This window comes from Variovorax sp. 01T432, from assembly GCF_056398605.1.
The window spans coordinates 1-11,276 of record NZ_JBFTPS010000097.1 but is presented as its reverse complement, the minus strand read 5'-3'; the positions used below and the strand labels follow the sequence as shown (position 1 = coordinate 11,276).

The window sequence follows — 11,276 nt, the reverse complement described above, 5'->3', positions numbered from 1 at the left end:
GGCTGTGGATTTGTGGACGATGCGGCTGGCGCCGCACCGGCAGGCTTGCCGTGGACAACGCTGCGCGTTGCCCACCGCGCCCGCCTTCGCCCACAAGCCCCACAGCCTTCGACCACTATTGGTCAGCGACCCTGAAAGATACAAGGCGCCTGGATGGCGATCGGTGAGGCCGGGTGGCCTGTCGTCGACGAAGCGCGCGACGGATGGTGGGAGGGTTTGCCTTACCCGCTGTACGACATGCGACCGCAGGGCTACATGGGCCGCCAGTTCGCGCTGGCGGAGCATGGTCAGCTCGCGGTCCCGGCCGAGCCGAACGAATGGTCGGACGATGACATCCTGTTTGTGCTCAGCCGCTGCGGCTCGGGCGTCAGCGGCAGCCTGATCCTGGGGGACCCGGCTTGCGAGCGCTGGCTGCAGGGCAAAGCTGCGCCTGCGCAGCCGCTGTCAGCGTCGAAGACGGGGCCCGCATTTTCCTATACTGCCAGCCCACCCCCGGAGACACAGCCATGACCATGGACAAACCCGCTTTCAGTACCACGCTTCAACTCCGCTCCCTCGTCAAGCGCAGCGGCGAGCTCGAGTTGTCGCTCGTCGAGGTGCCGCTGGCCGCGCCGGCGGCCGACGAGGTGATCGTGCGGATCGAAGCGTCGCCGATGAATCCCTCCGACCTGGGGCTGCTGTTCGGTGCCGCCGACATGCGCACCGCCAGGCTGTCGGGCACGCCGTCCAGGCCGGTGGTGACCGCGACCATCCCCGAAGCGGCCATGAAGAGCATGGCGGGCCGCGTGGACGAATCGATGCCCGTGGGCAACGAAGGTGCCGGCGTGGTGGTCGTCGCCGGCTCGTCGCCCGAAGCGCAGGCCTTGCTGGGCAAGACCGTCGCCGTGCTCGGCGGCGCGATGTACACGCAGTACCGCCTGATCAACGTCGCCCAGTGCATGCTGCTGCCGGATGGCACCACGCCGGCCGAGGGGGCGTCCTCCTTCGTCAATCCGCTCACGGCGCTGGGCATGGTCGAGACCATGCGGCGCGAGGGCCACAAGGCGCTGGTGCACACGGCGGCCGCCTCCAACCTGGGCCAGATGCTCAACCGCATCTGCATCCAGGACGGCATCGGGCTGGTCAACATCGTGCGCAAGAAGGAGCAGGAAGACATTCTTCGCGCGCTCGGCGCGAAGCATGTGTGCAACGCCAGCGCGCCCACCTTCATGCAGGACCTGACCGATGCGCTGGTGGCCACCGGCGCCACGCTGGCCTTCGACGCCACCGGCGGCGGCAAGCTGGCCGGGCAGATCCTCAACGGCATGGAGGCGGCGCTGAACAAGACCGCGAAGGAATACAGCCGCTACGGCTCCACGACCCACAAGCAGGTCTACATCTACGGTGGGCTGGACCGCGGCCCGACCGAGTTCACGCGCGGATTCGGAATGGCCTGGGGCATGGGCGGATGGCTGCTGTTCGACTTCCTGCAGAAGATCGGCGCCGAAGGGGCGCGCAAGCTCAAGGCCCGCGTGGCGGCCGAGCTGAAGACGACCTTCGCGAGCCACTACACCAAGGAGGTGTCGCTCGTCGAAGCACTGAAGCCCGAGGAAATCGCCGTCTATTCGAAGCAGGCGACCGGCGAGAAATACCTGCTCAATCCCGGCAAGGCATAGGGCGCCTCGGCCGGCGGCTCAGCCCATTGCCAGCCGCGTGCCCATGCCGGAGGTGGACCTGCGCGTGCCGTCCGGGCCATAGAAGAGCTGCGCGCTCGCCTGCAGGAAGTGAAGCGCCTTCTGCGTGAAGTCGAGGTGGGTGTACACCATCGATCCATTGCGGTGGTTCGCGGCCTTGGCCTTTTCGGCGAGAGCCAGCAGGGCGGCCCAGAGCTGGCGGGTTTCCACGCCGCCCTCGAAGGCGGCGGCGTCGGCGCCGTCACGGCTGGGTTCGAAACCCAGCGACACCTGCACCGACACCCGGCCGACGTCGAGTTCGGCCATGCGGTTGAGCAGCTGTGACTTCTCTTCGGTGATCGGGATCAGCTCGGCGAACTGTCCGTTCTTCATGGCTTGCTCCTCCCGGTCCAGAACCGACAGGAACTCTTCGACGCAGGCCTTTTCCTCGCGCAGATGGGCCAGAAGGGCGTTCATGGCTGTTCCTTCGAATCGAGCAGATTGCGCACGCTGTCCAGCAGGCCATCGGCGATCCGCTCGGGCTTGATTTCATAGCGCCCGGCGCGGATGTCCTCGCGGATGGCCGCCACCCGTGCCGCGTCGAAGTCGCCCGACGTGTCCGGCATGGCGTGCACCTGGCCCGAGACCTGGCCCGAATCCTTGGCACGCTCGGCGGCATCGCTCCCGGACGTTGCCGGGGCGCCGGTCTTCGACAGGCGGGTGAGGGGCATTGCCGACGGGGCGGGTTGATCAATTTTCACGATGATTCCTCAAAGGCTGACCCATATATCGGCAGTGTAGGAAAGAACTTTAGTCACGTATTGCAAGAAATTTGCCAGGAGCGCTACTGCGCGAGCTTGATCTGGCCTTCCTCGTCAGCGACGCCGGACAGAAGACGTCCGTCGCGCGTCTTGGCCTGGACGACGGCGCCGACCGCGGCCCGGGTCATGGCCTTGCCTTCGGTGCTGACGACGAATCCCTGGCCCTGCGCGACCAACTGCACCGTCTGGCCCTGCTGGATGACGACGACCCCGCGCACCGTGTCCTTGCGCAGCGGCGCGCCGCTGGCGATGCGGTTGCTGGCCGCGACCCCGTTGAGTTCCGAGGCATCAGTGATCACGGTGCGCGGCAGCAGGGCGAGATCGCCCGTGCGCTCGGCGAAGTCGCCCGCGCCAAGCGTCTGGCCGGCGTCGATCGCCCGCGTGGCCACGAAATAGCTGCCTTCCACCGAGACATAGGCCTGGATGAAGCGCGTCCAGGGCCTGTCACCGTGGCAGCGCACGCCCACCGATACCCGGCCTCGCGGAGCGGCACCGGCCGGCAGGAAGGGTTCGAACGCTTCGCAGGGCGGCAGGGCGACCGCGCCCGGCGCCAGCAGCTTCACCGTGACCTTGCCCGGCAGGCCGGCCGTCTGGGTGCGAACGAAATTCTCGATCGCGCCCTCGGCCGTCCCCGCCGGCGGGGCGGCCGGCGGCGTCTGGGCGAAGCCCCCGGCCGTGCCGAGGCCGCCCGCCAGTGCCAGTGCGAGCGCGACGATGTGGAGAGGGCGGGGCCGGTGCTGAAGGTGGTTCATTGAGTGTGCGCCATGGCGATGTGGACACGTACTGGCGCCCGGTCATTCTAGAAAGACGCCCCCGATCCGAAGTCGCGAAGTGCAGGCCAAAACCCCCTTTGTTCAAGCCATTGCAACGGCGACGCATGCATAGACTCGCTTTCCATCAGTCGCCTCGCCTTGTGCGGAAGCGATCCCTCAACCGATGGAACAACACATGGACAAGCTGGATGCCGCGCTTCGATTCAATCGCGAAGCACTCAATCTTCGCGCCGAGCGCCAGGAAGTCCTGGCCGCCAACATCGCCCACGCCGACACGCCCAACTACAAGGCGCGGGATTTCGACTTCAGCGCCCGGCTGAGCGATGCGGTCGAGCGGGGCCGCTCCTCGGATTCATTCGCAATGACCACCACCTCCTCGCGCCACATGCGCGTCGAGGCGCCGTCGATCCCCGACAAGGACCTCCTCTACCGCGTGCCCAACCAGTCCAGTCTCGACGGCAACACGGTCGAGATGGATGTCGAACGCGTCAACTTCGCCGACAACGCGCTGCGCTACGAGTCCAACCTCACGGTGCTCAACGCGAAGATCAAGTCGCTGATGTCGGCGGTCCAGCAGTAACCCGTCCGGAAAGCCACGCATGCCATACCCCGGTTCATCCATGAACATCTTCAGCGTCGCGGGCTCAGCCATGACCGCGCAATCGCAGCGCATGAACGTCACCTCGAGCAACCTCGCCAACGCCGAGAGCGTGGCGGGTCCCGACGGTCTGCCCTATCGCGCCAAGCAGGTCGTCTTCGAAGTGGACAGTGCCGGCGGCCAGCAGGACATCGGCGGCGTCAAGGTGGCGCGCGTGGTCGAGGATCCCTCGCCTTTCAAGATGGTCTTCGATCCCAAGAGTCCTCATGCCAATGCCGATGGCTACGTGGCGATGCCCAACGTCAATGTGGTCGAGGAGATGACCAACATGATCTCGGCCTCGCGCAGCTACCAGGCCAACGTCGAAGTGCTCAACACCGCCAAGACATTGATGGTCAAGACGCTCACCCTCGGCCAGTAACAAACCCCCAACCCGAAGAAGAAACCCATGGCAGTCAACGATCTCCCCGCCGCCGCCTCCTCCTCCGCCGCGGCCGCCGCCAGCGCATCCGGCGCCGCGGATGCGGCCGCGGCCCTGAACGGCGGCGTCTCGGCCGCGGACACCGAGCAGCGCTTCCTGAAGCTGCTCGTGACACAGCTCAACAACCAGGACCCGCTCAACCCGATGGACAACGCGCAGCTCACCTCGCAGCTTGCGCAGATGAGCACCGTGAGCGGCATTGAGAAGCTCAACACGACCTTGTCGGGCCTGGTGGACCAGACCGGCTCGAACCAGGTGCTGCAGTCGGCATCGCTGATCGGCACCAATGTCCTGACGCCGGGCAGCACCCTCAACACGGCAACGCCGAAGGAGGGCGAGGACCCCGCGACAGTGCCCTTCGCGGTGCAGCTGCCGGGCACCGCCGCCGATGTCGAGATCACGATCAAGGACGCCAGCGGCCACACCGTGCGCACGCTCAACCCCGGCTCGATGACCGAAGGCGTCAACGCCGTGACCTGGGACGGCAAGGACGACGCCGGCAATGTGGTGGCCGCAGGCTCCTACAGCTTCACCGTCGCCGCTTCGAACAGCGGCACGCCCGTCGATGCCACCGCGCTGACCTTCTCGCAAGTGGCCGCGGTCAAGCAGGGCACGAGCGGCGTGACGCTCGAACTGGCCTCGGGCCAGAGCGTCGGCCTCGCCGACGTGCGCATGTTCCTCTGAGCTCTCGCGGCAACCCCTTCTTCCTCGGCTGCAGCCGTCGCGCTGCAGGCCATCTTTTCATTGCATTGAAATAAGGATCGATCATGAGTTTTTCCCAAGGCATCAGCGGCTTGGCCGTCGCAGCCACCAATCTCGACATCATCGGCAACAACATCTCGAACGCGGGCACCATCGGCTTCAAGTCGGCCGCCGCCACCTTCCAGGACATCTACGCGGGCTCGCGCGTCGGCCTCGGCGCCTCGGTGTCCGGCGTGGTCCAGAACTTCTCGCAGGGCGTGACGCAGACCAGCAGCCGTCCGCTCGACACGGCGATCCTGAACGGCAACGGCTTCTTCCGGCTGACCAGCCCGAGCGGCGAAGTCGCCTATTCGCGCAATGGCCAGTTCACGCGCGACAAGAACGGCTTTCTCACCAACGCCCAGGGCCTGCAGGTCACGGGCTTCGGCGTGAACGCGGCCGGCAACGTGATGGGCGGCGCACCGGCGCCGATCGTGATTCCGTTCAACAGCATGAGCCCGAAGGCGACCACGGCCATCGAAGCGAAGTTCAACCTCGATGCGCGTCTGCAGCCGCCGACGAAGACACCGGTCAACCTGACCGATTCCGACACCTACAGCTACTCCAACTCGATCGGGCCGATCTACGATTCCCTGGGCAATCCGCACGAAGTCGCCGCCATGTTCGTGAAGCTGGCCGCGCCTGCGAATACCTGGGACGTCTACGGCACCGCCGACAACGTGGCGCTCAACGGCGGCGCACCCCTCACGACGGTGACCTTCGACACCAACGGCAACCTCACGGCACCGGCCACCGGCACCTTCGCCCTTCCGGTGCTGGCCCTCACCAACGGCGCCGCGCCGCTCGCCGCCACCGTGGACCTCTCCGGCACCACGCAGGTCGGCACCGCCAATGACATGCTGGACCGCAATCAGGACGGCTACACCGCCGGCACGCTGACCGCCTATGCCATCAACCCCGACGGCACCATCACCGGCAAGTTCTCCAACGACCAGACCCAACTGCTCGGCCAGATCGTGCTGGCGACCTTCGCCAACCCGAACGGCCTCGAACCCAAGGGCGACAACGTCTGGGCCGAGACCGCCGAGTCGGGCCAGGCGCTGACGGGCGTTCCGGGCGAAGGCACCAAGCAAGGCTCGCTCCAGTCGGGCGCGCTGGAGTCGTCCAACGTCGACCTGACCTCGGAACTCGTGAACCTGATCGTCGCCCAGCGCAACTACCAGGCCAACGTGCAGACCGTGAAGACGCAGGACCAGGTCACGCAGTCGCTGATGAACATCCGCTGACGCGCACGCCTGAACCGACGAAGACCCCCCTCTCAAGGAGAAACCAGTGGATCGAATGTTGTATGTCGCCATGAGCGGCGCCAAGCAGGCCATGGAACAGCAGGCCTCGGTCGCCAACAACATGGCGAACGTCTCGACGCCCGGGTTTCGCGCGCAGATCAACAACTTCCGCGCCGTGCCCGTGGTCGGCGAGGAGGCGCCGACGCGCGCCTTTGTCGCCGCCACCACGCCCGGCGCCGATTTCAGCCACGGCCCGATCTCCGAAACCGGCCGTGACCTGGATGTGGCGGTGCGCGGCGAAGGCTGGCTGGTCGTGCAGACGCCCGACGGCGGCGAGGCCTACACCCGCGTGGGCAACCTGCAGGTCGGTGTCGACGGCCAACTGGTGACCATGGGCGCGCGCCCTGTCGTCGGCCAGGGCGGCCCGCTGGTGATTCCCCCGGGGTCCACGGTGAACATCGGCGCCGACGGCCTCATCACCGCGCGCGGTGCCGGCGACCCGCTGGTGGGCGTCGGCGAGGTCGGCCGCCTGAAGCTGGTCAACCCGGCGACCGCCGACCTGGTGCGCGGCGAGGACGGGCTCTTTCGCATGCGCGAAGGCCTGCAGCCGGCCGAGGCCGATCCGAACGTGGTGGTCGCCAGCGGCGCGATCGAGGGCAGCAATGTCAATCCGGTCGAGGCCATGGTGGCCATGATCGCCAACGCGCGCAGCTTCGAAATGCAGATGAAGTCCATCCAGACCGCAGACACCAATGCGCAGGCGGCCAACAAGCTGCTGGCGTACGGCTGACAGGACCCTGTCAGCCCATCCCGCCCCGCAAACCCCCGCAGGAGTTTTTCAGATGATTCGTTCCCTCTACATCGCCAAGTCCGGCCTGGACGCGCAGCAGACCCAGCTCGACGTCGTGGCCAACAACCTGGCCAACGTCGGCACCACCGGCTTCAAGCGCAGCCGTGTGGGCTTCCAGGATCTGATGTACCAGAACCTGCGCCAGGTCGGCGGCCAGACTTCCGACCAGACACGCCTGCCCTCGGGCCTGCAGGTCGGCACCGGCGTGCAGGTGGTCGCCACCGAGCGCATCCACACCCAGGGCAACCCGGTCAAGACCGACAAGCCGAAGGACCTGATGATCACCGGCGACGGCTTCTTCCAGGTCCAGATGCCCGACGGCACCACCAGCTACACGCGCGATGGCAGCTTCGACACCGACAAGGACGGCCAGCTCGTCACCTCCAGCGGCTTCCTCGTCCAGCCGGTGATCACGATTCCGGCGAACGCCCAGAGCCTCACCGTCGGCCGCGACGGCGTGGTGTCTGTCACCCAGCCGGGCAGCACGGCCACCGTGCAGGTCGGGCAGATCCAGCTGGCGACCTTCGTCAACCCGACCGGGCTGCAGAGCCTGGGCCAGAACCTCTACGCCGAGACCGATTCCTCGGGCGCGCCCACCCAACTGAACCCGAGCGTCGACGGCGCCGGCACGCTGGTGCAGGGCTCGGTCGAAGGCTCCAACGTCAACGTGGTGGAAGAGCTGGTGAACATGATCGCCACGCAGCGCGCCTACGAAATCAACAGCAAGGCGGTGCAGACCTCCGACCAGATGCTGCAGCGCCTGGCCCAACTCTGAAGCCCATGAAGCCCATGAAGCTCATGAACACCCCCAGGCTTCGCGCACTTCGTGTCGCTTCGCCCACCCCCTTGCAGGGGGCAACACCGGCGGCCCGGCGGAGCCGGTTCCGCGGTGTTTCTGGGTGGCGGCGAATTCTGGCGCCGTTTGTTGTGCTGATGGCAGTCGGTTGCGCGCAGATTCCGAAAGAGCCGCTGGTGGCCCAGCCGATGACGGCGCGCGCGGATCCGTTCGCCTCGCTGCAGACCAGGCGTTCGGCCGGCGCGATCTTCCAGGACGGCCCCGGCGGCAATGCCCTGTTCGAAGACCGCAGGCCGCGCAATGTGGGCGACATCCTCACGATCGTCATCAGCGAAAAGGTCAACGCCACCAAGAACTCGGGCGCCAATGCCACCCGCGACGGCAGCACCAGCGGCATCTTCTCGGGCGGCATTCCGAAGCTGCTCGGCGGATTGCTCGACGGCCAGGACACCAAACTGTCGGGCAACAACATTTTCAACGCCAAGGGCGGCGCGAACGCCAACAACACCTTCAACGGCGTGATCACGGTCACGGTGACGGACGTGATGCGCAACGGCAACCTGATGGTCAGCGGCGAGAAGCAGATGGGCATCAACCAGGGCACGGAATACATCCGCTTCTCTGGCGTGGTGAACCCGCGCACCGTGTCGGGCAGCAATACCGTGCCTTCGACGCTGGTGGCCGACGCGCGCATCGAATACACCGCCAAGGGCTACATCAATGAAGCGCAGGAGATGGGCTGGATGCAGCGCTTCTTCCTCAACGTCATGCCGTTTTGAAACTATGAAAAACCCCCAGGCTTGCCCACTTCGTGTGGCCTCCTTCCCCCTTGCAGGGGGCAACAGCAGCGGCCCGGCGAAGGCGGTTCCGCGCTGTTCCCCGGATGGGGGGGCTCTTCGCTTTGCTCGAGCCTGCCTGGGGCTTGCCGTGCTTTGTCTTGGCGCGATCTGCGCGCCTGTGCATGCGGAAAGGCTCAAGGAGCTGGCATCCATTCAAGGCGTGCGCGACAACCCGCTGATCGGCTACGGGCTGATGGTCGGGCTCGACGGCACCGGCGACCAGACCCAGCAGACGCCCTTCACCACGCAGAGCCTGAACAACATGCTGCAGCAGTTGGGGATCACGATCCCGGCAGGCATCAACATGCAGCTCAAGAACGTGGCGGCCGTGATGGTCACGGCCACGCTGCCCTCCTTCGCGCGGCCGGGCCAGACCATCGACGTGACGGTCTCCTCCATGGGCAATGCCAAGAGCCTGCGCGGCGGCACGCTGCTGATGACGCCGCTCAAGGGCGTCGACGGCCAGACCTACGCCATCGCCCAGGGCAACATGGTGGTCGGCGGCGCGGGCGCCTCGGCCAACGGCAGCAAGGTGCAGATCAACCAGCTGAGCTCGGGCCGCATCCCGGCCGGCGCGCAGGTCGAACGCGCGGTCGAGGCACCCGTGGGCAGCGACGGCGCCTTCTCGCTCGAACTCAATCGCTCCGACTTCGGCACCGTGCAGCGCGCGGTCGACGCCATCAACCGCCAGTTCGGCGGCGGCACCGCCGAAGCCATGGACGCGCGCGTGATCCGCGTCGTGGCACCCGACGCGCAGGAGCGGGTCGGCTTTCTCGCGCGCCTGGAAAGCATCGACGTCACGCCCGGGCAGGCGGTGGCACGCGTCGTGATCAATGCGCGCACCGGCTCGGTCGTCATGAACCAGGCGGTGCGCGTGAACGACTGCGCCGTGGCGCACGGCAACCTTTCGGTGGTCATCAACACCGATACCTCGGTGAGCCAGCCCGGCGCGCTGTCCGGCGGCACCACGGTGGCCGCGCAGACCTCGCAGATCTCCGTCAACCAGGGCGGCGGCGCGCTGCAGATGGTGCGCGGCGGCGCTTCGCTGGCCGATGTCGTCAAGGGCCTCAACAGCCTGGGCGCCAATCCGCAGGACCTGGTGTCCATCCTGCAAGCCATGAAGTCGGCCGGTGCCCTGCGCGCCGAGCTCGAGATCATCTGAGGACCCCATGAGCGTATCAGCAGCCAACACATGGAACAGCGGCGACGCCAGCCGCGCCGATGCGCTGGACCAGCGCTTCGCGCTGGACGTGCAGGGCGTCGACGCGCTGCGCCGCACCGTGCGCAACTCGCCCGAGGAAGGCCTCAAGCAGGTGTCCCGGCAGTTCGAGGCGATGTTCATGGGCATGGTGCTCAAGAGCATGCGCGAGGCGACGCCCTCCAGCGGCCTTCTGGAGAGCCGCAACGAGAAGATGTTCCAGTCGATGTTCGACCAGCAGCTCACCCAGAACCTCTCGGGGCGCGGCGTGGGCCTGGCCGAGGCGATGCTGGAGCAGCTCAAGAGGACCCTCCCCGTGGCCGCGTCCGGTGACGACGGCAGCTCCGGCACGGCGGGCATGTCGCTGCTGCCGCGCGGCTTTCCGATCAAGCCGCAGACGGGCATTCCGCTGGGCTCGGCGCCGACTCCTGGGACGACGGCCGTGCGCGGCAGCGCCGACCTCAGCGTCTATCGATTCAACGGCGAGCGCGGCAACGCCGGCGGCGCCAGCGCCAGTCTCCAGGGTCAGGTCGACGACTTCGTGGCCCGCATGGGCGCATCGGCGCAGACCGCGAGCGCGGCCAGCGGGGTGCCCGCGCCGCTGATCCTGGCGCAGGCCGCGCTCGAATCCGGCTGGGGCAAGCGCGAGATCAAGGCCGACGACGGCACCCAGAGCTTCAACCTGTTCGGCATCAAGGCCGACCGCAACTGGAAGGGCGCGGTGGTGGAGACGACCACCACCGAATACGTGGACGGCGAGCCGCAGCGCGTGCGCGCGAAGTTCAGGGCCTACGCCTCCTACGACGAGGCCTTCACCGACTACGCCAACTTCATCACGCGCAATCCGCGCTACGCCAACGTGCTGGCCACCAACGATCCAGCGGCCGCCGCGCACGGCCTGCAGCGCGCCGGCTACGCGACCGACCCGGAGTACGGCGCGAAGCTGGTTCGCATCATGCAGAAATTCGGCTGATTCCGAGTCACGCCCAACCCAACCCAAGGAACCTCATGGCAGAGATTGCAAGCTTTCAACAACGCACCGGCGCCGCCGCACCGGCGGTCGGCGGCAGCCGCCTGGAGGTCGTCACCTTCACGCTGGGCGAGGAGGAATACGGCATCGACATCCAGAAAGTGCAGGAGCTGCGGGGCTACGACGCGGTGACGCGGATCGCGAACGCGCCGGAGTACATCAAGGGGGTGGTGAACCTGCGCGGGATCATCGTGCCGATCATCGACATGCGCATCAAGTTCTCGCTGGGCACGCCGAGCTACGACCAGTT

Annotated in this window: 15 protein-coding genes; 12 read left to right on the top strand and 3 right to left on the bottom strand. The window is 66.9% G+C overall.

From position 1 onward, the window contains the following. The first annotated feature begins 153 nt into the window (after window positions 1–153). Both AC1DNF_RS34845 and AC1DNF_RS34840 read left to right on the top strand, forming a co-directional pair. On the top strand, window positions 154–510 hold the full coding sequence (locus tag AC1DNF_RS34845) for a hypothetical protein (RefSeq protein ID WP_478153399.1): 357 nt from the start codon (window positions 154–156) through the stop codon (window positions 508–510). A gap of 2 nt (window positions 511–512) precedes the next feature. Beyond that, window positions 513–1,655, top strand: a complete 1,143-nt coding sequence (locus tag AC1DNF_RS34840) for a zinc-binding dehydrogenase (RefSeq protein ID WP_478153405.1) — start codon at window positions 513–515, stop codon at window positions 1,653–1,655. 18 nt (window positions 1,656–1,673) lie between these two features. Here AC1DNF_RS34840 and AC1DNF_RS34835 read toward each other — a convergent pair whose 3' ends face one another. The 3 genes from AC1DNF_RS34835 to flgA form a co-directional block, all read right to left on the bottom strand. Beyond that, a complete protein-coding gene (locus AC1DNF_RS34835) occupies window positions 1,674–2,129 on the bottom strand; it encodes a flagella synthesis protein FlgN (RefSeq protein ID WP_478153397.1) in 456 nt (151 codons plus the stop codon). Continuing rightward, on the bottom strand, window positions 2,126–2,413 hold the full coding sequence (gene flgM / locus AC1DNF_RS34830; RefSeq protein ID WP_478153395.1) for a flagellar biosynthesis anti-sigma factor FlgM: 288 nt from the start codon (window positions 2,411–2,413) through the stop codon (window positions 2,126–2,128). Before flgM ends, AC1DNF_RS34835 begins: the two co-directional genes overlap by 4 nt. A gap of 83 nt (window positions 2,414–2,496) precedes the next feature. Further along, window positions 2,497–3,225: a flagellar basal body P-ring formation chaperone FlgA gene (gene flgA / locus AC1DNF_RS34825; protein WP_478153393.1), complete on the bottom strand. Its 729-nt coding sequence runs from the start codon at window positions 3,223–3,225 to the stop codon at window positions 2,497–2,499. A gap of 196 nt (window positions 3,226–3,421) precedes the next feature. Here flgA and flgB point away from each other — a divergent pair, with 196 nt between their 5' ends. From flgB to AC1DNF_RS34775, 10 genes are all read left to right on the top strand, one after another. Further along, on the top strand, window positions 3,422–3,826 hold the full coding sequence (flgB, locus tag AC1DNF_RS34820; RefSeq protein ID WP_478153392.1) for a flagellar basal body rod protein FlgB: 405 nt from the start codon (window positions 3,422–3,424) through the stop codon (window positions 3,824–3,826). Between the two features lie 19 nt (window positions 3,827–3,845). Beyond that, window positions 3,846–4,265, top strand: a complete 420-nt coding sequence (flgC, locus tag AC1DNF_RS34815; protein WP_478153391.1) for a flagellar basal body rod protein FlgC — start codon at window positions 3,846–3,848, stop codon at window positions 4,263–4,265. A gap of 27 nt (window positions 4,266–4,292) precedes the next feature. Then, window positions 4,293–5,009: a flagellar hook assembly protein FlgD gene (locus AC1DNF_RS34810; protein WP_478153390.1), complete on the top strand. Its 717-nt coding sequence runs from the start codon at window positions 4,293–4,295 to the stop codon at window positions 5,007–5,009. Window positions 5,010–5,092: 83 nt separating this feature from the next. Further along, window positions 5,093–6,313, top strand: coding sequence for a flagellar hook protein FlgE (gene flgE, locus AC1DNF_RS34805; RefSeq protein WP_478153388.1), 1,221 nt, complete (start codon window positions 5,093–5,095; stop codon window positions 6,311–6,313). Between the two features lie 46 nt (window positions 6,314–6,359). Continuing rightward, window positions 6,360–7,103: a flagellar basal-body rod protein FlgF gene (gene flgF, locus AC1DNF_RS34800; RefSeq protein ID WP_478153386.1), complete on the top strand. Its 744-nt coding sequence runs from the start codon at window positions 6,360–6,362 to the stop codon at window positions 7,101–7,103. A gap of 52 nt (window positions 7,104–7,155) precedes the next feature. Then, window positions 7,156–7,938, top strand: coding sequence for a flagellar basal-body rod protein FlgG (gene flgG, locus AC1DNF_RS34795; protein WP_478153384.1), 783 nt, complete (start codon window positions 7,156–7,158; stop codon window positions 7,936–7,938). Window positions 7,939–8,096: 158 nt separating this feature from the next. Continuing rightward, window positions 8,097–8,738, top strand: coding sequence for a flagellar basal body L-ring protein FlgH (locus AC1DNF_RS34790; protein WP_478153403.1), 642 nt, complete (start codon window positions 8,097–8,099; stop codon window positions 8,736–8,738). 136 nt (window positions 8,739–8,874) lie between these two features. After that, entirely contained in the window at window positions 8,875–9,960 is a 1,086-nt protein-coding gene (locus AC1DNF_RS34785; RefSeq protein WP_478153401.1) for a flagellar basal body P-ring protein FlgI, read from the top strand. A 7-nt stretch (window positions 9,961–9,967) separates the two neighbouring features. Then, a complete protein-coding gene (flgJ, locus tag AC1DNF_RS34780) occupies window positions 9,968–10,969 on the top strand; it encodes a flagellar assembly peptidoglycan hydrolase FlgJ (RefSeq protein WP_478153383.1) in 1,002 nt (333 codons plus the stop codon). A gap of 35 nt (window positions 10,970–11,004) precedes the next feature. Next, window positions 11,005–11,276 (top strand): chemotaxis protein CheW (locus AC1DNF_RS34775; protein ID WP_478153381.1); only part of this gene is annotated, 272 nt, incomplete at its 3' end.

Excerpts from the sequence above, each read along its gene's own strand:
- AC1DNF_RS34840 (WP_478153405.1), top strand. The coding sequence starts at position 513 with ATGGACAAACCCGCTTTCAGTACCACGCTTCAACTCCGCTCCCTCGTC.
- flgC (WP_478153391.1), top strand. The coding sequence starts at position 3,846 with ATGCCATACCCCGGTTCATCCATGAACATCTTCAGCGTCGCGGGCTCA.
- flgE (WP_478153388.1), top strand. The coding sequence starts at position 5,093 with ATGAGTTTTTCCCAAGGCATCAGCGGCTTGGCCGTCGCAGCCACCAAT.
- flgG (WP_478153384.1), top strand. The coding sequence starts at position 7,156 with ATGATTCGTTCCCTCTACATCGCCAAGTCCGGCCTGGACGCGCAGCAG.
- AC1DNF_RS34790 (WP_478153403.1), top strand. The coding sequence starts at position 8,097 with ATGGCAGTCGGTTGCGCGCAGATTCCGAAAGAGCCGCTGGTGGCCCAG.
- AC1DNF_RS34810 (WP_478153390.1), top strand. The coding sequence starts at position 4,293 with ATGGCAGTCAACGATCTCCCCGCCGCCGCCTCCTCCTCCGCCGCGGCC.
- flgJ (WP_478153383.1), top strand. The coding sequence starts at position 9,968 with ATGAGCGTATCAGCAGCCAACACATGGAACAGCGGCGACGCCAGCCGC.
- flgA (WP_478153393.1), bottom strand. The coding sequence starts at position 3,225 with ATGAACCACCTTCAGCACCGGCCCCGCCCTCTCCACATCGTCGCGCTC.
- AC1DNF_RS34845 (WP_478153399.1), top strand. The coding sequence starts at position 154 with ATGGCGATCGGTGAGGCCGGGTGGCCTGTCGTCGACGAAGCGCGCGAC.
- AC1DNF_RS34835 (WP_478153397.1), bottom strand. The coding sequence starts at position 2,129 with ATGAACGCCCTTCTGGCCCATCTGCGCGAGGAAAAGGCCTGCGTCGAA.
- flgB (WP_478153392.1), top strand. The coding sequence starts at position 3,422 with ATGGACAAGCTGGATGCCGCGCTTCGATTCAATCGCGAAGCACTCAAT.